At 52.0% G+C, this 25624-nt stretch carries 23 protein-coding genes; 5 read left to right on the top strand and 18 right to left on the bottom strand.

From position 1 onward, the window contains the following. Positions 1-69: 69 nt before the first annotated feature. On the bottom strand, positions 70-513 hold the full coding sequence (locus BUB30_RS18005) for a hypothetical protein (protein ID WP_143164973.1): 444 nt from the start codon (positions 511-513) through the stop codon (positions 70-72). A 207-nt stretch (positions 514-720) separates the two neighbouring features. Next, positions 721-1098, bottom strand: coding sequence for an SRPBCC domain-containing protein (locus tag BUB30_RS18010; protein WP_073136589.1), 378 nt, complete (start codon positions 1096-1098; stop codon positions 721-723). Between the two features lie 102 nt (positions 1099-1200). On the opposite strand from BUB30_RS18010, the gene BUB30_RS18015 reads away from it, so the two are divergent. Then, on the top strand, positions 1201-1893 hold the full coding sequence (locus BUB30_RS18015) for a rhomboid family intramembrane serine protease (protein ID WP_073136591.1): 693 nt from the start codon (positions 1201-1203) through the stop codon (positions 1891-1893). Here BUB30_RS18015 and BUB30_RS18020 read toward each other — a convergent pair. From BUB30_RS18020 to BUB30_RS18040, 5 genes are all read right to left on the bottom strand, one after another. Then, entirely contained in the window at positions 1871-2623 is a 753-nt protein-coding gene (locus BUB30_RS18020; RefSeq protein WP_073136593.1) for a class I SAM-dependent methyltransferase, read from the bottom strand. The two genes, BUB30_RS18015 and BUB30_RS18020, sit on opposite strands and share 23 nt — an antisense overlap. Before the next feature lie 102 nt (positions 2624-2725). Beyond that, positions 2726-2947 carry a VF530 family protein gene (locus tag BUB30_RS18025; protein WP_073136595.1) on the bottom strand — a complete coding sequence of 74 codons (222 nt, stop codon included), beginning with the start codon at positions 2945-2947 and terminating at the stop codon, positions 2726-2728. Beyond that, positions 2925-3422 carry a hypothetical protein gene (locus BUB30_RS18030; RefSeq protein WP_073136597.1) on the bottom strand — a complete coding sequence of 166 codons (498 nt, stop codon included), beginning with the start codon at positions 3420-3422 and terminating at the stop codon, positions 2925-2927. Before BUB30_RS18030 ends, BUB30_RS18025 begins: the two co-directional genes overlap by 23 nt. 102 nt (positions 3423-3524) lie before the next feature. After that, the gene (locus tag BUB30_RS18035) at positions 3525-5675 is read right to left on the bottom strand and encodes a TonB-dependent receptor plug domain-containing protein (RefSeq protein ID WP_084138213.1); all 2151 of its coding nucleotides are present in this window, start codon (positions 5673-5675) and stop codon (positions 3525-3527) included. 14 nt (positions 5676-5689) lie between these two features. Next, the gene (locus tag BUB30_RS18040; protein ID WP_073136599.1) at positions 5690-6229 is read right to left on the bottom strand and encodes a YfiR family protein; all 540 of its coding nucleotides are present in this window, start codon (positions 6227-6229) and stop codon (positions 5690-5692) included. A 421-nt stretch (positions 6230-6650) separates the two neighbouring features. Between BUB30_RS18040 and BUB30_RS18045 the strand changes: the two genes are divergently transcribed. Beyond that, positions 6651-7523 carry a DMT family transporter gene (locus BUB30_RS18045; protein WP_073136601.1) on the top strand — a complete coding sequence of 291 codons (873 nt, stop codon included), beginning with the start codon at positions 6651-6653 and terminating at the stop codon, positions 7521-7523. A gap of 63 nt (positions 7524-7586) precedes the next feature. Here the strand turns inward: BUB30_RS18045 and BUB30_RS18050 are convergent, their stop codons facing one another. Continuing rightward, complete coding sequence (locus BUB30_RS18050; protein WP_073136603.1) at positions 7587-8936, bottom strand: neutral/alkaline non-lysosomal ceramidase N-terminal domain-containing protein; 1350 nt, start codon at positions 8934-8936, stop codon at positions 7587-7589. A 152-nt stretch (positions 8937-9088) separates the two neighbouring features. On the opposite strand from BUB30_RS18050, the gene BUB30_RS18055 reads away from it, so the two are divergent. Further along, positions 9089-12496 (top strand): methylmalonyl-CoA mutase family protein, encoded by a 3408-nt coding sequence (locus BUB30_RS18055; protein WP_073137392.1) that lies wholly within the window; start codon positions 9089-9091, stop codon positions 12494-12496. Positions 12497-12645: 149 nt separating this feature from the next. Here BUB30_RS18055 and BUB30_RS18060 read toward each other — a convergent pair whose 3' ends face one another. The 5 genes from BUB30_RS18060 to BUB30_RS18080 form a co-directional block, all read right to left on the bottom strand. After that, positions 12646-13479 carry a universal stress protein gene (locus BUB30_RS18060; RefSeq protein WP_073136606.1) on the bottom strand — a complete coding sequence of 278 codons (834 nt, stop codon included), beginning with the start codon at positions 13477-13479 and terminating at the stop codon, positions 12646-12648. A 132-nt stretch (positions 13480-13611) separates the two neighbouring features. Beyond that, a complete protein-coding gene (locus BUB30_RS18065) occupies positions 13612-14466 on the bottom strand; it encodes a tetratricopeptide repeat protein (RefSeq protein WP_084138214.1) in 855 nt (284 codons plus the stop codon). Between the two features lie 10 nt (positions 14467-14476). Then, positions 14477-16282 (bottom strand): translational GTPase TypA, encoded by a 1806-nt coding sequence (gene typA / locus BUB30_RS18070; protein WP_073136609.1) that lies wholly within the window; start codon positions 16280-16282, stop codon positions 14477-14479. Between the two features lie 248 nt (positions 16283-16530). Continuing rightward, positions 16531-17067: a Uma2 family endonuclease gene (locus BUB30_RS18075; protein ID WP_084138215.1), complete on the bottom strand. Its 537-nt coding sequence runs from the start codon at positions 17065-17067 to the stop codon at positions 16531-16533. A 34-nt stretch (positions 17068-17101) separates the two neighbouring features. Continuing rightward, positions 17102-17998, bottom strand: a complete 897-nt coding sequence (locus tag BUB30_RS18080; protein WP_073136613.1) for a class I SAM-dependent methyltransferase — start codon at positions 17996-17998, stop codon at positions 17102-17104. 342 nt (positions 17999-18340) lie between these two features. On the opposite strand from BUB30_RS18080, the gene BUB30_RS18085 reads away from it, so the two are divergent. Both BUB30_RS18085 and BUB30_RS18090 read left to right on the top strand, forming a co-directional pair. Beyond that, a complete protein-coding gene (locus BUB30_RS18085) occupies positions 18341-19135 on the top strand; it encodes a TrmH family RNA methyltransferase (protein ID WP_073136615.1) in 795 nt (264 codons plus the stop codon). A 92-nt stretch (positions 19136-19227) separates the two neighbouring features. Further along, positions 19228-21537 (top strand): PAS domain-containing protein, encoded by a 2310-nt coding sequence (locus tag BUB30_RS18090; RefSeq protein ID WP_178377143.1) that lies wholly within the window; start codon positions 19228-19230, stop codon positions 21535-21537. A gap of 500 nt (positions 21538-22037) precedes the next feature. Here BUB30_RS18090 and BUB30_RS18095 read toward each other — a convergent pair whose 3' ends face one another. The 5 genes from BUB30_RS18095 to BUB30_RS18115 all read right to left on the bottom strand — a co-directional run bounded on the left by BUB30_RS18095 (position 22038) and on the right by BUB30_RS18115 (position 25530). Continuing rightward, positions 22038-22406, bottom strand: a complete 369-nt coding sequence (locus tag BUB30_RS18095) for a VOC family protein (RefSeq protein ID WP_073136619.1) — start codon at positions 22404-22406, stop codon at positions 22038-22040. 70 nt (positions 22407-22476) lie between these two features. Further along, positions 22477-23013 carry a DUF4199 domain-containing protein gene (locus tag BUB30_RS18100; protein WP_073136621.1) on the bottom strand — a complete coding sequence of 179 codons (537 nt, stop codon included), beginning with the start codon at positions 23011-23013 and terminating at the stop codon, positions 22477-22479. Between the two features lie 138 nt (positions 23014-23151). Beyond that, positions 23152-23583, bottom strand: a complete 432-nt coding sequence (locus tag BUB30_RS18105; RefSeq protein WP_073137394.1) for a response regulator transcription factor — start codon at positions 23581-23583, stop codon at positions 23152-23154. A 59-nt stretch (positions 23584-23642) separates the two neighbouring features. Continuing rightward, complete coding sequence (locus BUB30_RS18110) at positions 23643-25181, bottom strand: YifB family Mg chelatase-like AAA ATPase (protein ID WP_073136623.1); 1539 nt, start codon at positions 25179-25181, stop codon at positions 23643-23645. A gap of 34 nt (positions 25182-25215) precedes the next feature. Continuing rightward, positions 25216-25530, bottom strand: coding sequence for a hypothetical protein (locus tag BUB30_RS18115; RefSeq protein ID WP_073136625.1), 315 nt, complete (start codon positions 25528-25530; stop codon positions 25216-25218). Positions 25531-25624 lie beyond the last annotated feature (94 nt).

Genomic DNA, 25624 nt, shown 5'->3' on the forward strand with positions numbered 1-25624 from the left:
CAAAATACGCATTCTGCATCACCGGATCATAACCCTCCGATGTTGGCGGCGTGGCAGAAAAATTTCAGTTTATAGATCGATATGATAAACGTCCTGTTGGTTGCGCGGAATGTCTTGCACATGAAATCCACCGGGCTGGGGAATTTCTTCGATCAGATCGAATAGCGTACACGATTTGGGTAAGCCAGCGAAGATCAACAGGAAGGTATGGATGTGATTATCGGGGATGGCCGTCCACAGGGGCGCGATGGAAATATTTTCGACGTGAAGTAACCCGGCTTTGGCACCGGTCGAATGATCTACCAGGAAGGTAGTCTTCCAGATCCTGACCAACGCATCACTCCACTGGTTTTGGAAATAGCAATGAACATAGACACAGGAGTCGTTGAGCGTTTCCGGCGCGATCGACAACATCACCTCCGGGTCGACCTTGGGCCGGGCAATCGCCGGGGCAGGTTTGCTGATGGTCTTCGACCGGTTAATCGGGGCAGGATGGATTCGGAATGCTGTCATAGCATGAGTTCACCATCACAAAGTTCGGTTACTTCCGGAAGTATTTCAACAGGGAATATGCCGTTTGGGTCGTTGGTCTGGGATGAGCCTGACCCCAGACCACCCTAATTCAACCCGGAAGGCCGGTTTTCGGGGCAAACGTCGCGGTTTGGGAGGGACCCGGATTATTCAACAAACGGAAAAAAATATTTTCGTGCGGTAGGCGCTTTACGAATAGAAATCCTCCAGGGCAGCAAAATATACATTATCCCAACCGTCTACGATGTCTTCGTAATCGTTGTCGGGAATGTGGGTGTGCCGCAGCTCCACCGAGGTGCCTTGCGCATGGGGGTGCAACTTTAGGGTGACGATCGAGGGCTCCTCCTGTTCGCCAAAATACCATTGCTGCACGATCTTCTTCCCGGGCTCAAATTCCAGGTTCTTGCCCACAATACTGCCATCCCACAACGAAAATTCGCTGCCCACTTCCTCCGACATTTCCGCCGGCTCACCCGACCACAGGTGGATCGTCGAGGGCGTGGTCAGAGCCAGGTATACTTCCTCGGGCGCGGCGGTGAGGGTATAATACTTTTTATAGTCTTTCATTTTCTGCGGGCAGATAAAATTTCCTGTATACTTGTGTTTTGTTCGGGTGCTGGCACCTCACAAAGGTATAAAAGCGCCGCGCATGTATCGTTAAAAATCTTTATGACGTCCATCGAGCCCTACATCACCTACGCCATCATCGGCTTTACCTGTCTCCTCAGCTTCTATGCATTCAACCGGCCCCAAGTGATGGCCGACCTGATGATGACACCCTATCTCATCCGGCAGCGCCAACAATATTTCCGGTTCGTCTCTTCCGGCTTCATTCACAACGGTACCTCCCACCTGTTGTTGAACATGTTCTCGTTCTATTTTTTTGGCGGGAGCGTGGAGATCATGTTCAAGATCATTTTTGGCAGTCGCGGGAGTCTTTATTTTATTTTGTTATACCTGATGGGCATCATCGTGTCTGATCTTCCTACTTATTTTAAACAAAAGAACAACCCCTCCTATCATGCCCTGGGTGCTTCCGGCGGCGTGGCTTCGGTGATCTTTGCTTCGATTCTTTTGCGACCCCTGTCCGACATTTGCCTGTACGCGGTACTTTGCCTTCACGGTTTTATTCTGGGCACGCTCTACCTGGCGTTCTCTTATTATCAAGGCCGCAAAGCCAACGATAACATCAACCATGATGCTCACTTATACGGTGCGCTGTTTGGCCTTGTGTTCCTGGCCGTGCTCTATCCAAAGTCACTTCTTCTTTTCAGCGAGTACATCAAGAACTGGCTCATGTCACCCACGTTGAATAGCTCGGGCCGCGCGGGTCTGGGTCTCATCTTTTCCGTAATTCAATAAGCCAGTCCCAGGGATAAGGCGCCTTCATCCACGAGGGAGGCGATGTAAATTCCGTGTCCCATGCATACTCCAACTTCTCCAACGCAGTGATGTCGAGACGGGTTTGCTGGAAGATCATCTCCAGTTCGGGTGCGGTGTAGTGTTTTGTGGGAACCTTGTCGATATACACGATGCCTTGAATGAATTCGCGTTTGTTATTTTTGAAATAGTCGATGTCGGAAGCCGGGATGTCCTCCACGTCGACGCCTTCGGTCTTGTACCAGTCGATCAACCGCAAAGACGAAAACAGTGCCGAGTCCAAAGAGGGCACCACGATGAGCGCTGTGCCCCCAGGCTTCAATGCCCGCTCGATGTTCTGGAACATCTTCACATTCTTCTCCCGCTCGGGCAGCATGATCACATTGCAACAAAAGACGAAATCCACTTCAGGGAATTTTACGCTGCGCTGGGAGAGGTCGGCTCGCTTGAACGCGATGTTGGTGTAGGGTCGCTGCCGCGCGGTGGCCAGGCACTCGCCTGAAATATCCATGGCCAACACGTCTTTAAAAACGGGTGACAAATACGGGAAAGCCTTGCCGGTGCCACAACCAAAGTCGATAGCGCGGTGGCTTAGGTTGGCGTGTTTCTCAAAATAGCGGGGGAGTTTCTGGTCTTTGTCACTTTTAAACACATCGAAGATCTCATCGTTGTACTTGCTGGCGATCGTGTTCCAGTGCGCTTCTTCATTCATGGGCGAGGTTTTTTTTGTGAGCGTTAAAAAAATAAGCGATCCTAAAATAACAATTTATCGGCCATATCAATAATGGCTACCATCGCCCGCCCCAAAAAAGTGTCAGCCGTGGAAGGTCTCGACGTAGAACGTTTCCACCTTTTGCCTGGCCCACGGTGTCTTGCGCAAGAAGGTGAGACTCGACTTGATGCTGGGATTGTTCAGGAAGCAGTTCACGGGAATGACCTCACCCAAGGTCTGCCATCCATAGTGCGCCACCAGTTCGTTCAGGATCATCTCCAGGGTTTTGCCGTGAAGGGGATTATTTTTTTGCGCTTCCGCCATATTGCCGTAAGGGTTCGATCTCGTGTTCGTAGTCGTATTGCAGGTCTTCCGGTAGCTTGCTGAGGGCGGCATCGATCTTCTTTAATTGCCCCACAAACAGGTTCACCAGCACCTGGCTGTTTTGCAATTTAATGCCAGACTGTTTTACGCTGGCACAAAAATAAATGCGCAACTCCAACTCCGTTTGCGCGATCCCGGAATATTTGATGTGTTTGTTAGCGATGCGCAGGATCTTGCGCAGCACCTTCTTGGCTAAGTAAAGATTGGTTTTCGGCAACGACTCGAACTGGTCGTCCATCTCGGTCTTCGCCTGCGACACATAGGCCGCTTCATCGTGCGCTTCAAACAAGAGATAGGAAAGCAGCTCTTTGTTCTCCTTCTTATATTTCGCCAGGCGGAGACAAATATCGTGCAGCTCCTTGGGTTCCAGGTGGGCCAGTTCTTTTTTTATGTCGCTGAGCGAAGCGGTTGTCATGATAGATCACCCTACACCGTTCTTTCTGTGGGTATGGTGATCCAAAGAAAGCACAAAAGTCCGGAAGTTTAAATGCTTCCGGACTTTATTGCTTTTCAGCGCCTAGAGTTTGAAGGTGAGGTCAACCATGAGGCGTCTGCCGTTGATGCGGTAGTCATAGGGCGATGCATACGTCTTGAACAACGCTCCGGTGGCACCAAAAAGGTTGTTCCCTTGCAACCCAATGTCCATATGGCTCGACAGGGCATAAGAAATTTTCAGGTCGGCCGTGGTCCAGGCTTTAACATTCGCGCCACGCAATTGATCGAACTCCGCGGTGTGGTCGGATTCTCTCCGCTTCACCATCCCTTGGTAGTGCGCTTGCGCAGAAAACTTCAGCTTGTCCGTAGCGGTGAACCGCAGGCCGGCGTTGGCAATATGTTGCGGATACCAGACCATCTCTTTTTTACTCACGCTGATGGCGACGTCAGTACTTTCCTCACCCATCCGCTTGGTGAAGGAATAATTGGCAAAGCCATCGAGTTTCGAAAATGAAAGCAGGACCTCATTCTCGACACCCGCTGTTTGTACAGAGAAAAGGTTGATCAATACCGTTGAACTATTGTAGGCGGTCGCGTTTCTGAAATCGGTATAAAAGACGTTCGAGCGCCAGGTTACGTTCTTATGCAGCTTTGCATCGCTGGCAAACTCGTACGTTCGGATGGTCTCCGGTTGCAACTGCACGGGATTCGCGACCGCCACGTAGGTGCTGCCCATGAACAGTTCAACGGCCGACGGCGCCCGGAAAGCGGTTCCACCCATAAGCTTGAATGTAACCCGGTCGTTAAGCGCATACACGAGGCTTATCCTGGGATTGAATTTGGTGAAATGCTTTCCGACCACCGGCGTTCCTTCGGCCGTGAGGTCGTTGTATTGGTATGCCGTATGATCGAGACGCCCTCCCAACGTCGCGGTAAATCCGTTGACGGTGGGTGTATTATACTGCGTATACACACCCACGGAACCAAATCCATTGCCATGAAGCCAGGGCAGCGACGTGCCGACATCCACCAGCTCGTTGTTGGTCGGCGTAAAGTCCGTATGCAAATTGACATTGGAAAGATGGCTGTCGTCTCCGTTATAATGAAAGCGCGACACCTCCACGCCACCCAGCAGGTTCGAATTGCCCTGCAGGTTGTAGCTGTATTGCGCGCGACCGAAATAGTCGGTAAAACTCGTTTTCAAGATCTCGGTCAGGCCATAAGGATATGCCGCATCGTTGTTCCGGACGAAACGGATGTTATAATCTTCAGCATGATTTTGGTACTTCAGCACATACTCCTGGTTGAATCGTTTTCCCGCGTCGGGCGTTTTATACTTCAACACGAAGATGCGTCTCCGTTCGTTCATGCTTTCGGGCTTGTCGGGAACATTGATATACCAACCGTGTCCCGTGTCGAAACTCCATTGTTGTTCATGATACTGCAACGACCATCCTGCGAATTTTCCCTGGCCTTCGATCTTGTTGAAGAGATAGAAGTTGTTCTGCCCTTGCTTGATGTCGAAAGGCTGCGTGTTGCTTCCATCGAGGCCCTTGTAGGTGAACCCCTTGGTGTTGTACAGGCTGACCGACGACACCACTGAAACATCTTTACCCGACCACCCGGTCGTGATATCGGCAATGTTCGTGTTCCAGCTAGCCCTCCGGTATCGTATTTCCACGGGTGATGCGAGATCTTTGGCAGAAGCAGAGTTGAAGCTGATCACGCCGTTCGTGGCGTTGGAACCATACAGTGCCGAGCCCGGTCCGCGGATGATCTCAAGCGATTTGGTAAAAGCCAGCGGCGTCGCTTCATAGGTCATGGCTGATCCGGTGAACGTCACGTTCATGGGCACACCATCGATCAACGTCAGCATGTGGTTGCTGTTCCAGGATTCAAATACACCGCGGGAACTCACCGTCGGGCGATCGTAGTCTTGCGACGGCGCAAAACCCGGTTGCCGATTAAGAACATCCTGGGCACTCACCCAACCGTAGTGCTGGATCTGCTTGCGGGTGATGACCGAGATCGTGCTGGGAGCCTCGCTGATCGTTTGACTGAATTTCGATGCGCTGACAATTTTGACGTTCATCAATTCCTCCAACGACATTGTGTACAAACTATCGCTATTCGCGTCGATAACCTTTTCAGGGGTTTGCTCCTGGGCATCCGATCGAAAGCAAGGCAGGAGCATGGCACTGCTGATCGCAACAATTAAAAATATGGTCTTCATTTTTCTGTTTGGTTTCACTTGATGATGGTGGCCATGGAGAGTAATGCGCCCGACACTTTGAATCCACCCTCTTTAATGACCGGCTCGTTGATCTCGATGACCATCTTGCCATTGACGATCACAAAATTCAATGCCGATCCTTTCTTGCCGTAAGATTCCTTGCTGGTCACGAACAAGGTGGGCTTCGCCTTGAACACGTCGCGGGCTTTTTCAAACGACTTCAACGCGTCATTGCCCAGGAAGAATAGATCACAAGTGGTAGCATCCGGCTTTTGGACGTCGACTTTGCTGACGATTATTTTCTTTCCGTCTTTTTGTTTGCTTTGAACAGCTTGTTCGAGCGCGGTGAACAAATTGTCGTCGCCGGAGATGGTCATGACAAAGGGTTCATTGCCCGGGCTGTCCGGCCAATCAATGTATTTGATGGCATTTAATAATATCGCCGCCTGCAGGTCACTGAGGCTTCGCTGTTGGGCCAGCGTGTCGTTCATGGGGAGGATGCTCGCGAGTAGGATTAGGATGAAGCATCCGTTGATCTTGAATTTTAAATACATGTAATGCGTCTTCGGTTTGTTGGCGCAAACCTATCGGCACACACTGCAAATGATTTTCAGCTGTAAGATTTTTGCGACGATTGTTTTTTTGTCACGCCACTGTTCGATCAAAAATGCAAAACAAGTGGCTCGCGAATTTTGTCTTGGCGCATCATGTAAGGTGCTGTCACAGCATCGATGATCTTTGAAAAAGCGTCGGCAGCGGAGGGAACGGAAGAAGGTCTTGTCAGCTTGATCTTCTCTCTGACCCTGAAAGAAGGAACCTAGGTACAAAATCAGAAGCGACAAAGAAATGCAGCTCCGAAGTCGATTGCATGCCCTCAAAACTAAAAGATGTGCGAAATAAGTTTTGTTTACGACACCTTCTTTAATTTACGCCCGTTAAACGTGTTCAGAAACCTTCCGGATCGATCATCTCTGTATGCATAAATTCTCAGCCCGCGACATTTTTATAGGATTGCTCTTCTCCATGCTTTGGTCATCGGCTTCGGTAGCCGGGAAATTCGGCTTGCGTGTGGCGGAGCCGCTGGTATTGTTCACGGTCCGCTTCCTGCTGGCCGGTGTGCTGCTGTTGGCCTATGTCTATGGTGTCCAGAAAAATCCTTTGCCCCGTGCGCGGGAGTGGAAACAGATTACCATCTTCGGCACCTTCAACACGGCCCTTTACCTGGGTTTGTTCATCATCGCCCTGCAATACATCACGCCGGGCATCACCACACTGGCCATTGCCCTCAATCCACTTTTCATCAGCGTGATGACCGCCGTGTGGATGAAGCGCAGGATCCCGGCGAACGAATGGATCAGCATTGGGTTGGGCATTATGGGTGTTTTTGTGGCGGCCTATCCCCTGTTGCAAACGAGCTACGCCACACCCGGCGGCTTGGCGTTGTTGGCGTTGAGCATGCTCACCTATTCTTTCGGGGCGGTCTACTATGCGGCGGTCCGCTGGGAATTGTCGCGCATCACCATCAATGCCTGGCAGGTCTTCATCGGTGGGTTGCTCGTCCTGCCCCTGGCCTTGTTCATGCACAAAGCGGAAAACTCTTTTAATCTCACGTTCTGGCTGTCGCTCGCCTGGTTGATCATCCCGGTGTCGGTGGTGGCGGTTAATTTGTGGTTGAGGTTGCTCAAGACCGATGCGGTGCGGGCCTCGCTGTGGCTGTACCTTTGCCCGATCTTTGGCTTTTTATATTCGTCTGTTTTCTTGGGAGAGCCGCTTACGCTCTATACGTTGGGAGGGACGGTGCTGGTGATGACGGCCCTTTATATCGGGCAGCGGAGAGCGAAGGTTTAACCACCTCACCTTCGCTAAAGCTTCGGCGGGCAAGCAAAGAAATGCCTATGGTTAACGATCCCGCTACTTACTGAGCTTGAGGATCAACTGCTCCATACATTGCGTCATGTATTCGCCGTTGCCTTTTCCATACCAGTTCATCAACTGGGTTTCATAGTGATCGGTGTCGTAGTATTTTCCCGGTGTTACATAACCGATATAGCCGCCATTGAAGCTGGTCACCATCGTGCGCAGGCCCTGGTGATGCGCAACCGAGTCCAGCGTGGCATCGAACTGTCCTGAAAAATCGCAGGGCGTTCCCAGCATCACCATGTCGCCGATGCGGAGGGCGGTGAGGTACTCGGGATACTCTCCGAAGGCCGACTCGAACACCCGGGGCCGGAGACACCAGTTCTTCAAAACTTTTACCTGCGGATCGCTCAACAACAGCGGCACACGATACATGACCAACGCCCCGCCCCGAAGTGGGGTAAGCAACGCCGAATGATCGGAAAAATTTTGCGCGATCTTGTCCGCCATCCAGTTCACGCAACCCTGGCCCGACTCCGGCGAGTTGCCCGAATGGCTTCCGACGGCGCCGGCCATGAACATGGCAAACGTGTATTTATTTTTTTCCAGGGCATCGACCAATTGTCCCGGGTAGTCGCGCGACAAGTGAAGGTCTTCATCGGGCAGACACGTGGCATGCGCCGTATAGCTCAACAATACCAGTTTGCTGCTGTCGCTGCGTTGCACCTCCAGAACGCGAAGCAGGGAATCCACCGGGCCGTTGTCGATCAACCGGTTGGCTACAGCCGGCACGGGAATGAAGCCGGCTTTTATTTTGGCGGGAAGCATGTTCTCGGATGCTTCCTGAATGCTGGCTTTGATCTTGTCGGCCAGGAAGTGCACGATCGAGTCGTTGTAGGGTCCGTATAACAGTGCCGTGGCGCCCTTGGCCCAGTTGCCGATGCTGTTGTGCGAATGGATGGCACCCAGGTAGGTGTTGTTCAAGGTGAACCCGATTTGCGGAAGTTCTTTTTCCAGCAGGCCGGTAACCGTGGGCGGCATGATCAACAGGTCGGCGCTCACAATGGCTACACGCCGTTTGCCGTTGCTCACCACGAGGGTGCGCACGTAGATCGAGTCGTGCACCGATTCGAACAGCTTTCCGCGCCGCGTGCCATAGCCCGCCGTGGCTGTGCGATGTCGCGGCGTGATGTTCGCTTTGCCGTAACCTACAAAAAAGGTAAGGGTATCTTCATTGCCGGTAGCGCGCAAGGTATCGATGCGGGCGACCATGGCTTCATAGAGTGAATGACGGTCGATGGTGCGATCTACAGGGGCAATGCTGATGGCCAGAAACACAACGATCACCCCGAAAAAAACAAGAAGGGAGACAACAACAAAACGGAAGACTTTTTTAAGTCGCATAGGGGCGCAAGATAAGGGGCCAGGTGTCCGAAAGCGATACCGGCTATCAATAAATGGACACCCCAGGCCGAATCCTAATAAGTGTTAGCTAAATCCTGCCCTTCTCCGTATTTTTGGGCCTTAAAACGAATGAATTCATGAGCACGGAAACGATGCAGGCAGCTCCCTCGGATAAAAAACAGACCTTGGCCGGACACCAGGCTCCACCCCCCTATAAGCCAAAAAACAAAGTGAGGATCGTCACCGCTGCCAGTCTTTTCGACGGTCACGACGCAGCCATCAACATCATGCGCCGCATCATTCAAGCCACGGGTGTGGAGGTGATCCACCTGGGCCACGATCGCAGCGTAGAAGAAGTGGTGAACACCGCTATACAGGAAGATGCCCAAGCCATTGCCCTCACCAGCTACCAGGGCGGACATACGGAATATTTCAAGTTCATGTACGACCTGCTGCAACAAAAAGGCGCGAGCCACATCAAGATCTTTGGCGGCGGCGGCGGCGTTATTCTCCCCGAAGAGATCAAGGAGCTGATGGACCACGGCATCACCCGCATTTATTCTCCCGACGACGGCCGGGCCATGGGCCTGCAAGGCATGATCAACGACCTGGTGGAACAAAGTGATTTCCCCACCGGCGAAACCCTCACCGATGAGGCCGGTCAATTGAATTCAAAAAATCCAGTCGCCATCGCCAGGCTTATTTCAGCCGCGGAGAATTTCCACGACCGCCATAAAGATGTATTGGATACGATAAAAAAGATGGCCGAGAAATCGCAGGCGCCCGTGCTCGGCATCACCGGCACCGGCGGCGCGGGTAAGTCGTCCATGGTGGATGAAATTGTGCGTCGCTTCCTCATCGATTTCAAGGACAAGACCATCGGCCTCATTTCCGTGGATCCCTCAAAGCGCAAAACCGGTGGTGCGTTGCTGGGCGACCGCATTCGCATGAATGCCATCAACAACCCGCGCGTGTTCATGCGCTCGCTCGCCACCCGGCAAAGCAACCTGGCCCTTTCCGTTTATGTGAAGGAGGCCATTCAAATTCTGAAGGCCGCAAACTATGACCTCATCATCCTGGAAACCTCCGGCATCGGCCAAAGCGATACGGAGATCCTGGATCACAGCAACGTGTCGCTCTACGTGATGACACCCGAATACGGCGCCGCCACACAGCTCGAAAAGATCGACATGCTGGACTTTGCCGACATCATCGCGCTCAACAAATTCGACAAGCGCGGTGCATTGGACGCCCTGCGCGATGTGAAGAAACAATACCAACGCAACCACCAGCTTTGGGACAAGAAAGCCGACGACATGCCGGTGTTCGGCACCATCGCCTCCCAGTTCAACGACCCCGGCACGAACCAGCTCTACAAGAAAGTGATGGACACCATCACCGAAAAAACAGGCGCCCACCTCAAATCTTCCTTCCACATCACACCGGAGATGTCGGAAAAAATATTTGTCATTCCCCCACACCGCACGCGCTATCTGAGCGAGATCTCCGAGAGCAATCGCGCCTATGATGCCTGGGTGACCCAGCAAGCCGACGTCGCCGAAAAACTTTATGCCCTTCAAAAAACGCGTGACACGCTGGGCAAAGAACACGATGACATAAAAAAAATATTACTTGCCGAATTCGACCACATCAAACTGAACCTCGATCCGCGCAACTGGAAAGTGTTGGAGACGTGGACGGAAAAAGTGCAACAATACAAAGCGCCACTTTTCAAGTTCCAGGTACGCGACAAAGAGATCGCCATTCAAACACACACCGAATCGCTCTCGCACACTCAAGTTCCCAAAGTTTCGCTGCCGCGCTACACGGGTTGGGGTGATTTGCTGCGCTGGAACCTGCAGGAAAATGTTCCCGGAGAATTTCCCTATACCGCCGGTATCTATCCCTTCAAACGCGAAGGCGAAGACCCCACGCGCATGTTCGCCGGCGAAGGCGGACCGGAGCGCACCAACCGCCGCTTCCACTATGTGAGCCAAACCATGCCCGCCAAACGCTTGTCGACCGCGTTTGATTCGGTGACCCTCTATGGCAACGACCCCGACTATCGCCCGGACATTTATGGCAAGATCGGCAACTCGGGCGTGAGCATTTGTTGCCTGGATGACGCCAAGAAATTATACAGCGGCTTCAACCTCGCCGATCCCAAAACATCGGTCTCCATGACCATCAACGGTCCTGCCCCGATGTTGCTGGCCTATTTCATGAATGCCGCCATCGACCAGCAATGTGAACTCTATATCCACAAAAACAACCTGGAAGAAGAAGTCACACAAAAGATCGCCGCCCTCTACAAAGGGCGCGAGTCGCAACGGCCGGCCTACCAGGGACCGCTGCCAAAAGGAAACGATGGTTTAGGATTGATGCTCTTGGGCGTCACCGGCGACCAGGTGCTCCCTGCAGACGTCTATCAAAAAATAAAAGACTACACACTCAACCAGGTGCGCGGCACGGTGCAAGCCGATATTCTGAAAGAAGATCAGGCCCAAAACACTTGCATCTTCTCCACCGAATTTGCGTTGCGCCTGATGGGCGACGTTCAACAATATTTTATCGACCACCAAGTGCGTAATTTTTATTCGGTGTCTATTTCCGGATACCACATCGCGGAAGCCGGGGCGAATCCCATTACGCAACTTGCGTTCACGCTGGCCAACGGCTTCACTTACGTGGAATATTACCTGAGCCGCGGCATGGACATCAACGAGTTTGCGCCCAACCTCTCCTTCTTTTTCAGCAACGGCATCGACCCGGAATATGCTGTCATCGGTCGCGTGGCCCGGCGCATCTGGGCCAAGGCCATGAAGAACAAGTACGGCGCCAATGCCCGCGCGCAAATGCTGAAGTACCACATCCAAACCTCGGGCCGCTCCCTGCACGCCCAGGAGATCGACTTCAACGATATCCGCACCACGCTGCAGGCGCTGTATGCGATCTACGACAACTGCAATTCCCTTCACACGAATGCCTACGATGAGGCCATCACCACCCCGACCGAAGAGTCGGTTCGTCGTGCCATGGCCATCCAATTGATCATCAACAAAGAACTGGGACTCGCCAAAAACGAGAACCCGATCCAGGGATCTTTCGTCATCGAAGAACTTACAGATTTAGTGGAGGAAGCCGTGCTCACCGAATTCGATCGCATCACCGAACGCGGCGGCGTGCTCGGCGCCATGGAAACCATGTACCAACGCGGCAAGATCCAGGAAGAAAGTTTATACTACGAAACGCTGAAGCACACCGGAGAATATCCCATCATCGGCGTAAACACGTTCCTGAGCTCAAAGGGATCGCCCACCATCATCCCCCGCGAGGTGATCCGCGCCACCCCGGAAGAAAAAGAATACCAGATCAACATGCTCCGCAGCCTGCACGCCCTGCAAAAAGAAGGATCCCAGGCCTTGCAAACCGTACAAGACGCCGCCGTCCAAAACAAAAACATCTTCGAAGCCCTCATGGAAGCCGGCAAAACCTGCTCCCTCGGCCAAATCACCAAAGCGCTCTTCGAAGTAGGAGGCCAATACAGAAGAAATATGTAGGTAGTAGTAGCCAGTAGTCAGTAGTTAGTAGTTAGTAGTTAGTAGTTAGTAGTTAGTAGCCAGTATTTACTAATGGCTAAGGACTAACTACTAACTACTAACTACTGACTACTAACTACTGGCTACTGACTACTGGCTACTGGATTTGACTACTTCCGTCTAATGATATACGTCCAAACAGGGCAGTCCACATGATTTACGACGTCCTCCGCGATGCTGCCGCTCAGCATGTGTTGGAGTCCGTGTCGTCCGTGTGTGCCCATGGCGATCATGCCTGCCTTAATGCCATGGGTAAAATTGATCACGCCGGAAGCTTCGTCCTTGTCGTTGTAGATATGAAGCGAGCAATTCTTTAGCATATGGTGACGGGCAAAATCCTGTAGCTGGGCCTGCGTCACATCGTCGCTGATGAAACGTTCCGGGGTGTTGATCCAGACCACATGTAGCGTGGCGTCGAGAAAATGTTGGAGCGCTTTCACGTGCATGACCAGATCTTCCTGGCCATCTTCCATGGCGTTGGGAAAAACAATATCGCGAAGCGACGCCAGGGTTTCCTTTTTCTTTACGGCGATGACGGGACACGAAGCATTGCGCACGATCTTCTCGGCATTCGATCCGATAAAAAACTCTTTCAAACCACTCGCTCCCTTTGTACCGGCGACCACCAGGTCGATGTCGTTCGTCGGGATGTAGTTCATCATCACTCCCACCCGTGGACCAAAATCGGTTTGCGTGATGAGTTTGTCGTCGCCGTGTCGGGCGGTCAATTTAGCAAAGCGTTCCCGGGATTGTTCGCCCAGGTCGCTCAGCAGCGTAGTCTCGAAAGTTAGCGAGGAGGCAATCAGGTTGTCGTGCATCACGGGTGGTTCCACCACGTGCAAGAGATGTACCCTGCCGCCGGAGCGGTGAGCAATATCAAGTGCCAGGCTCAATGCCTGGTCGGTTTGATCGGAAAAATCGCAAGGCACAAGAATTTTTTGCATACACGGATCCTTTTTTGCTGCGACGCATGTGTTGCTGACTTCTGTGAACTTCCTACTCCGAAGTTAAGTCATCCCCGGCAAATACAAAAAAGGAACCTATGCAAAAAATAGGGAAAAGACGGCGTTTTCGGGTCAGTCGTCGCCGTAGCAATATTGCTTCAGGTAGGCGGCCGCATCGTCTTCCCCGGCCTCAAACGCTTTGGTGAGCCAGCGGCAGCCTTCGGTGGTGTTGTCTTTTTCCACGAAGGCGATGCCTTTGTAAAAAATCAAGGTCTTGTTGGTGGGGTCTTGTTTCAAACCTTTGTCGATGTAGAATAGGGCGGCATCGTATTGGTCTTCATCCAAACACAGCGAGCCGGCATACAAATAGGTTTGTATAAAGGAGGGGTCGGACGCGATCACCTCGTCGAAGATCACCAACGCGCTGTCGAGGTCATCCTCATAAAAATAACACAGGCCCAAATAGGATTTCACTTCCGGACCGGGTTCATAGATCAGCAATTGGCGGATGTCTTTCTTGGCGTCTGCGTAGCGATCGGCTTGCATCAAAACAGATGCGCGCCACCGCAACAATTGGGTACTGGCCGGGTTGGCGGCCATGAAGGTGTTGAGGTCTTCCAACTGGGCAGCGGTATCGCCCAGTTCCTGGTTGATATAAAGCCGCAAGAGCCGCGCCTGTTCGTCGGGGATTTTTTCGAGGTATTGATTCACGTCCTTCAATGCCTCCGCATATTGCGACAGTCCGTACCGGCAGTAGGCCCGGTTGTAGAACACCGCGTAGTCTTCGGGCGCTTTGAATTTTGTGGTTTCAATGATCTTGTCGTACAACGCCAGGGCCCCGGCATAGTCTTCATGGGCCATCAGCGTGTCGGCCTGCGCCTTGAGCAATGGACCTTTGTCTGCCTTGGGTTGGGCTGGAGCAAAAAAAGAACTCATCGCCAAAATGACGATGAGCCCTATAGAATATCCGCGAAAATGCTTTGGCATCGCGCCGCGATTATTTGCTGTTTCTCTTCCGGTCGGTTTCGTTGAGGTAGATCTTCCGCAAGCGGATAGACTTGGGGGTAACCTCTACGTATTCGTCGGACTGAATGTATTCCAATGCTTCTTCCAACGAGAAGATGATGGGGGGTGCAATCCTCATTTTTTCGTCGGAACCGGAAGCCCGCATGTTGGTGAGCTTTTTGGTTTTGGTGACGTTGATCACAAGGTCGCCGCTGCGGCTGTGTTCGCCGATTACTTGTCCTTCGTATACGGCCTCGCCTTCGTTGATAAAGAACTTGCCGCGATCCTGCAGGTTATGCAAGCTGTAGGCAATGGCCTCGCCTTGTTCCATCACGATCAACGAACCGTTGATACGTCCGGGGATCTCGCCGCGGAACGCTTGATATTCTTTGAAGCGGTGGGTCACGATGGCTTCACCGGCCGTTACGTTCAACAGGTAATTTCTCAAACCGATGATACCGCGTGAAGGGATCATGAACTTCAGGATCATGCGATCGCCTTTCGGCTCCATGTTCAACATTTCACCTTTGCGTTGCGATACGGTCTCGATGGCTTTGCCGGCGTCTGTTTCCGGAAGGTCGATCGTGAGCTCTTCCATAGGCTCGGATTTCACACCGTCGATCTCCTTGAAGATCACCTGGGGTTGTCCGATCTGGAGTTCATAGCCTTCGCGGCGCATGGTCTCGATGAGCACCGACAAGTGGAGTACACCACGGCCAAACACCATGAAGCTATCGGCGGAGCCGGTTTCTCCCAGGCGCAGGGCAAGGTTCTTTTCAAGTTCTTTTTCCAAACGATCTTTGATGTGGCGCGAGGTCACAAACTTGCCTTCCTTACCATAGAACGGTGAGTTGTTGATGGTGAAGAGCATGCTCATGGTCGGCTCGTCGATGGAGATCGCCTTCATGCCTTCGGGCTTTTCCTGATCGGCAACCGTGTCGCCAATGTCGAAGCCTTCCAAACCTACCAACGCGCAGATCTCGCCGGCCTTAACTTCTTCAACTTTTAATTTATCGAAACCTTCGAATACGTACAGGTCTTTGATGCGGGACTTCACAATGGCGCGCGACTCGCGTTTCACCAATGCAATGGGTTGACCCGTCTTGATCGAGCCTCTGTGTACACGGCCAATGGCCACGCGACCGATGTAGGCTGAGTATTCCAGGGAGGTGATCAGCATTTGGGTCGATCCTTCTTCTACCGCGGGGGCGGGGATGTATTGGATGATGCCGTCCAGCAGCGGGGTGATGCTGTCGGTGGGCGTTTTCCAGTCGGTGCTCATCCAGCCTTGTTTGGCAGAGCCATAGAAGGTGGGGAAGTCCAATTGTTCTTCGGTACCGTCGAGTTGGAACATGAGGTCGAAGACCTGTTCGTGTACTTCGTCGGGGGTACAGTTCTTTTTGTCAACTTTATTGATCACCACGATAGGCTTCAGACCCAGTTGCAGGGCTTTTTGAAGCACGAAGCGGGTTTGGGGCATGGGGCCTTCAAAGGCATCCACCAGCAGCAAACAGCCGTCGGCCATGTTCAAAACGCGCTCTACCTCACCTCCAAAGTCGCTGTGACCCGGGGTGTCGATGACGTTGATCTTATAGTCTTTGTATCGTACCGATACGTTCTTTGCCAAAATGGTGATGCCGCGCTCGCGTTCCAGGTCATTGCTGTCCATGATGAGCTCACCAGGGGTCTCGTGGTCCTTGAAAAGCTTACCGGCCATGAGTAATTTGTCCACCAGGGTAGTTTTACCGTGATCGACGTGGGCAATGATAGCGATGTTCCTGATCTTGTTAACCTCCATAAATCCTCAAAATCCTCTGTTTTTTTCTGAATTGAGCCGCAAAGATACGACATTTCGCCGGGTATTGGTTATCCCATTGTAAAGGTTTCTGTGGTGGGGATGAATCTTTGTGAATTCAAACGTGTGATGTCGGACCAACAGAATGAAGTTTGTCAATTCGTCCGTTGATCTTTATATATCGATCATCCTTTGAGAAAAAACGTATGATTTCTTTGGCTTTGGACGGGGTATATTATTCTAGGACCGCATCAGAATTCGAAAACCTGGTCGTCCAAAACGGCTATTCTGAGCTTATTCTTCATCCGCAATGGTTCTCCATACTTGCCATCCTGGAGCCTGCAGCCGTTGCATTCGCCGTTCTTTTGAGAAACGATCCAATACTCGCGAACTCCGAATTGTTCGTAGAGTTCTTTTTTTAAGATGAGATCGTGTTTTGAATTCGATGGCGACAGGATTTCGATCAACAAGTCGGGCACACCATGAAAGCCATCGTGTTTCTGGATTCCACCGTTCTCGGGCGAAATATAGAGAATGTCCGGCTGCACAACGTTGTCCACTTCATCCAGGTAAATGTCGCAGGGTGCATAAATCAACTCTCCTTTGTTTTCGTTAATCCCAACAAATTTTAAAAGAGCGGCAAAGACATTGCGCGAGAGTTGTTGATGCGTAAAGGATGGACCTGGTGTCATAAAAAGATTTCCATGGATAAGTTCAGCCAACGTACCTTCCGGGAGCGCTTTAAACTCCTCCATCTTGGTGAGCGAAGGTATTCTTATAGATCGCATACTTAAATATACAACGAAAATCCAGGAATAACGATCAGGATCTGAATCTCAAAAACGTGCCCATCGGCAAATCTTTTCCCTGTGCGGATTTCAGAAAAAATTCTCCGTATTCGGGCTCTCTCATCTCGGGAAAATGCGATTTCGCCACATTCAATCCCACGATCGGTGAAAGCCCGGCAGCGTACATACTCAGAATGTGGAAATGATTTTTCTTTTCCAGCAGCGCACTGCTAAGCGACAGCAGCTCGTCCAGTTGCTCTTGCAACGTCCACTTCTCTCCTTCGGGCCCACGGCCATACGGTGGCGGGTCCATGATCACACCATTGTACTTGTTGCCTCGTTTCACCTCCCGCTTCACAAATTTAAAAGCATCTTCATACACCCAACGGATGTCCTGGAGGCCATTCATCTGCATGTTCTGGCTGGCCCAATTCAAACCCGGCCGCGACGCATCGCAGTGGGTGACATCGGCACCGGCCGAACGCGCCACCACCGAAGCGGCACCGGTATAGGCAAACAAATTCAACACGCGGGGCCGCTGCAATTGCCACTGCGTGAGGGTATCGTAAATAAAATTCCAATTGCTGCCCTGTTCCGGGAAAACGCCCACGTGGCCAAAGCCCGTCAACGCCAGGCGCAGCGTGAGGCGCAGGCCGTTGTAATTGTATTGCACATTCCAACTTTCCGGCATGGAAGGATCCTTGGACCACCCTCCTTTCACGTCGTCCGTAAACCTGAACTTGTCGGTTTGCTCGCGCACAAATTTGGCATGGGCTGTCTTCTTCCACACCTCGTCCGACAACGACCGGCTCCAAAGGGCCTGGGGCTCGGGACGGATGAGCACATACTTCCCAAAACGCTCCAGCTTTTCGAAGTTACCGGAATCGAGGAGTTCATAGTCGTGCCAGGAGGCGGGATGAAGCAGTTTCATGGAGCTTTTTTATGTGTCGTGCAGCCTAATGCAGGCCCAAAACTATTAAAAATTATCGGTGATCGTTTAGAGGCCAGAATTCAGGAGCCAGAAGCCAGAATCCAGGAGCCAGTAATTGGAGGAGTGTGAGCAGCCAGTGTTCAAGAGGCATGGCAGCTGATCGTTGGTTGTCATTTTTCAGAAAGCAGAAGTATCGCGTACAAACTCAAAACCCACACTCACCACACCACACTCCCACTCCCACACCCTACTGGCTACTGGATTCTGGCTCCTGGATTCCGGCTCCTGATCCCATCTTTTCTTTCCCGGTGGAAAGCTTTAACATTACGCTTTCTTTTCCCCATGCATCCCCTCATCACAAGTCCACAGAATCCGAAAATAAAAAACGTCCTGGCCCTGGAGAAGGCCCGTGAACGGCGGGAGCAGAATGTTTTCATTATTGAGGGGTTGAAGGAACTTTCCCTGGCCATCACGGGTGGGTACGTATTCAACAGCGTGTTCTTTTGTCCGGACATTATTGACGCGGAAAAGATCCTGTCATTGGTCGGCGACGAGCACCTTCTCATTCCCGTTCAAAAAGCGGTATTCGAAAAAATTGCCTACCGCGAGAGCACTGGGGGCGTATTGGCCATTGCCCGGCAAAAGACCCATTTTCTGGGCGATCTCCAGCTTCGTCCAACGCCGTTGGTGCTGATCCTGGAAGGCGTTGAAAAACCGGGTAACCTCGGAGCGGTGTTGCGAACGGCGGACGCCGCCGGGGTGGATGCAGTGATCATTTGCGATCCGCAAACCGATTTCTATAACGCCAATGTTATCCGCTCCAGCGTAGGCTGTGTGTTTACCACCCCCGTGGCGTCGGCCACTTCTGCCGACACGATCGCATGGCTCAAAAAAAATAACATCGCCATTCTGGCTACCTATCTTCAGGCATCCAGCCCCTATTACGAAGTGGATTTTCGGAAACCCTCTGCCATCGTTATGGGCACAGAATCTACAGGGTTATCAGACCTTTGGGTGAAGCAAGCCGACCAAAACATTATTATTCCCATGCAGGGGGCCATTGATTCCATGAACGTTTCTACGGCGGCGGCAGTTGTGGTGTTCGAAGCGGTGCGGCAGCGTGGTTTCCGGCGGTGAGGAACACATTTTTTTACAAACGTCCAACCTAACCTAAAGGCAAATCCGTAACTTAGCCGCAGAGCCTAAGAGTGCAAATGGAAAAAATTCCATTGAAAAAGAAACCTGCGTCCGACGACACCTTCCTAAACGCGTTAGCCGATGCTTATCGGCTCCAGGAGTCTATTATCAGCACCACCGAACTGGCCGTCATTTCCACCACCCCGGAAGGCCTGATCACCAGCTTTAACAAAGCCGCCGAAACACTTTCCGGCTACTCGGCCGACGAAATGATCGGCAAGGCCACACCCGTGGTTTTGCACGACAACATCCAGCTCATTGAACGCGCCGACGAACTATCGAACGAACTCCACCAGGAGATCGAACCCAATTTCGAAGTGCTTTCGGCCAAAACGCGGTTGAGAAAAATCGCCGACCGCAAAGAATGGACCTATATCCGCAAAGACGGCACCCGCTTCCCCGTACTGGTTTCCTTCACGGGACTTTGGGACGATAAGGGCAACCTCACCGGTTTTGCCAGCATCGCCACCGACATCACCGAAAGCAAGCTGGCCGAAAAAAAGCTCCGCGACTCCGAAGCTCACCTGCAGGCCCTCCTCAACTCCATCGACGATGTCGCTTTCGAGATCAGCCGCGATGGTGAGTACACCAACATCTGGACACGAAAAGATTATATGCTGTTCGTTAGCCCGCGCGAACAATACGTGGGCAAAAAATTAACGGACGTGCTGAGCGGCGAATTGCTCAAACAATACCAGGACGGCATCGAAAAAGTGCTGCGCACGCAAAATTCCGAGTCGCTGGAATATCCCGTGCCCCATCAAAAGCGATGGAGCTCGTGCAAGATCTCATATATCAACGACAACAAGGTGCTCATCCTCGTGCGCGACATCACCGCCAAGAAAAAAGCGGAGTTGTTGCTGGCGCAGAGCGAACAAAAATTCAGGGCCCTCACGGAAAATATCCCCGGGGCCGTTTACCTCTGCAAAAAAGATGCGCGCCACGAGATGCTCTACATCAACCCCCAGGTGAAAGAGATCGTCGGTTACGAGCCGGCCGATTTTATTTCGGGTAAAGTGAGCATGACCGACCTCTATCATGCCGAAGACCGCGAACGCATCTTCGCGGTGGTGGAAAAGGCCCTGCAAACACACGAAAAATTTCATTTGCGCTATCGCCTGCAACACCGGAACACCGAGTGGCGATGGGTGGAAGAAATCGGCAGCGTGATCCTGCAACCGGGCGAACCCGCCATGATCGAAGGGTTCATCAGCGACATCACGTTCCAAAAACAGGCGGAAGAAGCACTCGAAAAGATCGCCGAAGAAAATCATCGCATCTTCGCCAATGCCCTCAACCTGATTGCCATCGCCAGCTTCGATGGGTATTTCCTGAAACTGAATCCCTACTGGACCCAACTGTTAGGCTGGACGGAAGAGGAGTTGATGAACCATCGCTTTCTCGAATTCGTCCACCCCGACGACATTGCCGCCACCAAAAATGCCGTGGGACACCTGCAAGTCGGTCGCCACATTTCAACTTTCGAAAACCGCTACCGCCACAAAGACGGAACCTACCGCTGGCTGTTGTGGACGTCGGCCAGCGATGTGAAGAACCAGTTGATCTATGCCAGCGCGGTGGACATCAGCGAACGAAAAAAATCCGAAGACGAATTGCTGCGCTCCAAGCAAAGCATGGAGTCGTTTGCCATCAAATTGCAGGAGCAGAACCGGCAGCTCGACGAATTTGCCCACATCATCTCCCACAACCTGCGCTCGCCCATCGGCAACATCAAAGCCCTCATCGGGTTGTTGAGCCCCACCAGCAGTGTGTCGGAGTATCAGCAGATCTTCGAAAAGCTGAAGAACGTAGCCCACAACCTGGGGGAGACCATGAACGAGTTGATGGAGACCCTGAAGGCCAAAAAAGAAACCGACATCGAACGGGTGGATATCCGCTTTCACGAGATCTTCGACAAAGTGGTGCAGTCGTTGCAAGGTGAACTCATCCAGACCGGTGCCTCCATCTCCTATGACTTTGAAGCCGCGCCCGTCATTCATTATTCGCGCACCTACCTGGAAAGTATTTTTCAAAACCTGCTCAGCAACGCCGTCAAATACCGCTCGCCCGATCGGGCGCCGGAAATAAAAGTACTCACCCGCATGCGCGACCATTCTGTGGAATTGATCGTGCGCGATAACGGACTGGGTATTGAAATGGATAAATTCGGCGATAAACTATTCGGTCTTCACAAAACTTTTCACGATCACAAAGATGCGCGGGGTGTGGGGTTATTCTTGATCAAAACCCAGATCGAAGCATTGGGTGGATCCATCTATGCGGAAAGCAAGGTGGGCGAGGGCACGGCATTCACCGTTCTGTTTGGTAGTTCCCAGGACTAAAAATCAATCGATTTTGCTAACGGCCCGAAAGGGCATAAAAAAGGGTTCAACCGAAACCTTAACCTAAACCTATGAGTTAAAAAGCTGGCTGAACCCCAAGGATCGGAAACAAAGAACCGTCTGTTCAGCATTTCCGGGTATAAAAATGAGTTCAAACATCATGTTTATTAAATCCTTTTACACGAATGGCGTCACACCGTGATGTGCTAACGTGTGTTGGCCCATCTCCTGGGACACCCGCTTCAATGCCTCGTAACATCTGTTCGGCTTTCTCTTTGCTCCATCAAAAACATATTCACACCGCTTGACCTCATTGGCGTGAAAACAACGGTAACCTATACGCCCGATTGTTTTAACAGGCTCGCAAAAACATTTTGTGCATCGCAATTTTTCTCCGGAGGTTATGAATGGTAAAGCACATTCTTCCTGCGACCGTTGAGAAATTTTTTCCAGGGGACTACACGATGAAAGTTGCGGACGTCCCCTGGGCATTGCAGCCCTCAGTCGATGGGTTCCCAGAGTTCGATCTTGTTTCCTTCGGGGTCGAGTATCCACCCGAACTTTCCATAGGGATGCTCCTCCACCTCGCCCACGATGGTCACGCCCTCCTCGCGAAGGACCGCCAGCAACGCGCGCAGGTCGTGCACGCGGTAGTTGAGCATGAACGGTTTTTCGCTGGGCGCAAAATAGGTAGTATCCTTTTTAAAGGGACTCCAAATGGTTTGGGCTGGTGCTTTAGCATCGGGCTGGTTTAGGTCGGTCCATTGGAACACTTCGCCCACTTCCAGGTGCTTTTGATACCATGCTTTCAGTTGCTTCGGATCTTCAGATTTGAAGAACACGCCGCCAATACCGGTGACTCGTTTCATTTCGATCTTTTTTTATAGGTGACAAAAAATAATTTGGTTCCGTGCGGAGAATGAAAATCAGCCGGCGGCGTCAGGCGTTTTGGGGAAGGATTTCTTTCCTGCGCAGCAGCGCGGCACAGATCAACGTGATGAGGAGGCCCACCGGGAAGATCTCCAGGAGCGTCATGCCAAATCGGATCACGGGATTCCTGTATTGCTCGCTAAAAGTGGCCATTTCTTTTCGCGTAGCCTCGATCTTTTCCACTGTTGCTCCAGCCTCTTGCAGTTTCTTGATATGATAACTGGTGTACTGCTCCATAAAATCGGTGCCCATCGTATTATAATAGATCTCCCAACTGATCGCATACATCAGCGAAGCAATCAGCGTAATGAGGATACCAATTTTAAAAGCCGTTCCAAATGATATTTTTCCCTTGCCCTCCTGGTCGCGAAAGGTCTTTATACCAAAGAATACAACCGACAAGGCAATGACCATGGACGTGTACCCGACAATCATGGCGTTGTCGTAATTGATAATACCCTGGCTCAGCATGGGCTGGGAGATCACCAGCATGCCCGAAACAATGGCGCCGGCGATGAGACCGTAGATGAGGATGATTCTTTGCATAGTGTTTTGATTTTTTTCGAAATGACGGTCTGCAACGGCAAAATGCCTTCACCCAAAAGTATGATTCTCATGAAAAATAGGAAAATCACCCGAAAGAAGTACGAAGAATGGTCAGCTCAGGGTATTTGCCCGCCCTCGCTAGGGAATTAGCCCAAGCGCCTTGGCTTTTTGGATCGCCTGGGTGCGGCGGCGGGCGTCGAGCTTGATGAAAAGATTGGAGGTGTGGGTCTTTACCGTGTTGATGGACAGGAAAAGTTTATCGGCAATCTCCTGGTTGGAGAAGCCCTGGGCCATGCCTTCGAGCACTTCATACTCGCGGGGACTGATGCCGGCTTGTTGCAAGGCAGATTCATTGGGGACGAATTTTCCACCCGGTGATGGTGGAATGGGATTCTTTTTCCGGGTGAGCTTTAATCCAACCCAAATGCCCAGGCCTGTAAAAAGCAGGGCAACGACACCGATGTAAAATTCCAGGGAAAGGTCGCGGACAAAGAATTTGTACTCCAGCACTTTTAGCAGGAAGATCAGGAGCGCAAGGAGCAGGGCATAGAGGAGGATGGTTTTACGCACGGTCAAATCTAACCGCTAAGGCGCTAAGGCGCAAAGGAAACTCGAGGGTACTTGGCCATTCACCCGGTCCACCCCTCACGGTCAAGGCTCCTGTATTGAATGGCTTCAGCGAGGTGTTCTGTTTTTATGGTGTCGGAAGCCGCGAGGTCGGCGATGGTGCGCGACACTTTGAGGATCCGGTCGTAGGCGCGGGCCGAGAGACCGATCCGCTCCATGGCCGATTTGAGCAAGGTCTTGCCAGCGTCGTCGATAGCACAGATCCGTTTCACCATGTTGGAGGGCATCATGGCGTTACAATATATCGATGGGTGGTCGGTGAAACGCAGGGCCTGGCGCTCGCGGGCTTTCACCACGCGTTCGCGGATGGTTTCGCTGGTCTCGGAACGGCGGTTGGCCGTCATCTCGTCAAAGCTCACGGGCACCACTTCCACGTGTAGGTCGATACGGTCCAGCAGGGGGCCGCTGATCTTGCTGAGGTAGCGTTGCACAACGCCCGGGCCACACACACATTCTTTTTCCGGGTGATTGAAATATCCACAAGGACAAGGATTCATACTCGCAATGAGCATAAAGTTCGCGGGATACTCCATCGAAACTTTTGCGCGCGAGATCGTGACGCGACGCTCCTCCATGGGTTGGCGCATCACTTCCAGCACCGAGCGTTTGAACTCGGGCAATTCATCCAGGAACAAAACGCCGTTGTTCGCCAGCGATATTTCGCCGGGCTGGGGAATGCCACCTCCACCAACCAGCGCGATGTCGGAGATGGTATGGTGCGGTGCGCGAAACGGGCGCGTGGTCAGCAGCGAGGCTTGCCGGGTCAACCTCCCGGCTACGGAATGGATCTTGGTGGTCTCGAGGGCTTCGTGTAGCGTGAGCGGTGGAAGAATGGTGGGGAGGCGTTTGGCCAGCATCGTTTTTCCTGCGCCGGGTGGACCGATCATGATCACGTTGTGCCCGCCGGCTGCGGCAATTTCCAGGGCGCGTTTGATATTCTCCTGTCCTTGCACGTCACGGAAGTCGGTATCGTACCGATCCAACTGTGCGGCAAACGCTTCGCGGGCGTCGATGTGGACAGAGGGGATCTGTATTTTTTCTTCCAGGAAGTCGACCGCCTCGCGCAGGTTGGCAACGGGATACACTTCGAGGTTGTTCACGATGGCCGCTTCGCCGGCATTGTCGGTGGGCAGGATGAATCCTTTGAACCCTTCCTTGCGGGCCTGGATAGCAATGGGCAGTACACCCCGGATGGGGCGCAACGTTCCGTCCAGGGCGAGTTCGCCCATGATCACGTACTGGTCCAGTTTGTCGGTGGTCAATTGGCCCGATGCCTTCATCACGCAGAGGGCGATGGACAGATCATAGGCGGCGCCTTCCTTGCGGAGGTCGGCCGGGGCGAGGTTTACAACGGTTTTGTTGCGGGGCATGAAGAAGCGCGCGTGCTTCAACGCCGATTCGACACGGTGTTGGCTTTCTTTCACGGCATTGTCGGGCAAGCCGCTCATGAAAAATTTTGTACCCTGACCCACGTTCACTTCAATCATGATCGTGCGGGCATCCACACCGTGTACGGCACCGCCAAATGTTTTAGCGACCATACAGGTAACGGGTTAACGACTTCTAAACGCTTGTCTAGTTCTTGGGAGTGGTCTTTGCCGCGTTCGAATCTTTGGCGGTTTCCTGGAGATCAAAAAGCTTTGCCTTCAACATGTTCAGCTCGTGGGTGAGCGCGTCTTTTTCCTTTTGATTTTCCCGGCTGAGGATCCATGACCAAATAACGTCGGCTGCAATGAGCACGATGCCAAAAAAAGTAATGTACTTAAACAAACCAATATAACTGAATATCTTGGTCAGAAAGCTAAAATCCTGAATAAGGAGGGTGAAAATGAAAGCGCCGATATGAAACGCGCCAAAAACCAAATAAAAAATAATCCTCTTCTTATTCATGCGGGGTCAGGTTAAAACGAGCCGCTAAACGGGTTCGTTAATTAAAGGTAAATGAAAAAATTTAAAATGGACAATCCATGCATGGTTATTCCAT

The organism is Chryseolinea serpens, assembly GCF_900129725.1.
Taxonomy (GTDB): Bacteria; Bacteroidota; Bacteroidia; order Cytophagales; family Cyclobacteriaceae; genus Chryseolinea; species Chryseolinea serpens.

Excerpts from the sequence above, each read along its gene's own strand:
- BUB30_RS18095 (WP_073136619.1), bottom strand. The coding sequence starts at position 22,406 with ATGAAACGAGTCACCGGTATTGGCGGCGTGTTCTTCAAATCTGAAGAT.
- BUB30_RS18040 (WP_073136599.1), bottom strand. The coding sequence starts at position 6,229 with ATGTATTTAAAATTCAAGATCAACGGATGCTTCATCCTAATCCTACTC.
- BUB30_RS18100 (WP_073136621.1), bottom strand. The coding sequence starts at position 23,013 with ATGCAAAGAATCATCCTCATCTACGGTCTCATCGCCGGCGCCATTGTT.
- BUB30_RS18050 (WP_073136603.1), bottom strand. The coding sequence starts at position 8,936 with ATGCGACTTAAAAAAGTCTTCCGTTTTGTTGTTGTCTCCCTTCTTGTT.
- BUB30_RS18060 (WP_073136606.1), bottom strand. The coding sequence starts at position 13,479 with ATGCAAAAAATTCTTGTGCCTTGCGATTTTTCCGATCAAACCGACCAG.
- BUB30_RS18065 (WP_084138214.1), bottom strand. The coding sequence starts at position 14,466 with ATGCCAAAGCATTTTCGCGGATATTCTATAGGGCTCATCGTCATTTTG.
- BUB30_RS18075 (WP_084138215.1), bottom strand. The coding sequence starts at position 17,067 with ATGCGATCTATAAGAATACCTTCGCTCACCAAGATGGAGGAGTTTAAA.
- BUB30_RS18005 (WP_143164973.1), bottom strand. The coding sequence starts at position 513 with ATGACAGCATTCCGAATCCATCCTGCCCCGATTAACCGGTCGAAGACC.
- BUB30_RS18085 (WP_073136615.1), top strand. The coding sequence starts at position 18,341 with ATGCATCCCCTCATCACAAGTCCACAGAATCCGAAAATAAAAAACGTC.
- BUB30_RS18015 (WP_073136591.1), top strand. The coding sequence starts at position 1,201 with ATGACGTCCATCGAGCCCTACATCACCTACGCCATCATCGGCTTTACC.
- BUB30_RS18115 (WP_073136625.1), bottom strand. The coding sequence starts at position 25,530 with ATGAATAAGAAGAGGATTATTTTTTATTTGGTTTTTGGCGCGTTTCAT.
- BUB30_RS18045 (WP_073136601.1), top strand. The coding sequence starts at position 6,651 with ATGCATAAATTCTCAGCCCGCGACATTTTTATAGGATTGCTCTTCTCC.
- typA (WP_073136609.1), bottom strand. The coding sequence starts at position 16,282 with ATGGAGGTTAACAAGATCAGGAACATCGCTATCATTGCCCACGTCGAT.
- BUB30_RS18025 (WP_073136595.1), bottom strand. The coding sequence starts at position 2,947 with ATGGCGGAAGCGCAAAAAAATAATCCCCTTCACGGCAAAACCCTGGAG.
- BUB30_RS18010 (WP_073136589.1), bottom strand. The coding sequence starts at position 1,098 with ATGAAAGACTATAAAAAGTATTATACCCTCACCGCCGCGCCCGAGGAA.
- BUB30_RS18035 (WP_084138213.1), bottom strand. The coding sequence starts at position 5,675 with ATGAAGACCATATTTTTAATTGTTGCGATCAGCAGTGCCATGCTCCTG.
- BUB30_RS18110 (WP_073136623.1), bottom strand. The coding sequence starts at position 25,181 with ATGGTCGCTAAAACATTTGGCGGTGCCGTACACGGTGTGGATGCCCGC.
- BUB30_RS18020 (WP_073136593.1), bottom strand. The coding sequence starts at position 2,623 with ATGAATGAAGAAGCGCACTGGAACACGATCGCCAGCAAGTACAACGAT.
- BUB30_RS18055 (WP_073137392.1), top strand. The coding sequence starts at position 9,089 with ATGCAGGCAGCTCCCTCGGATAAAAAACAGACCTTGGCCGGACACCAG.
- BUB30_RS18030 (WP_073136597.1), bottom strand. The coding sequence starts at position 3,422 with ATGACAACCGCTTCGCTCAGCGACATAAAAAAAGAACTGGCCCACCTG.
- BUB30_RS18080 (WP_073136613.1), bottom strand. The coding sequence starts at position 17,998 with ATGAAACTGCTTCATCCCGCCTCCTGGCACGACTATGAACTCCTCGAT.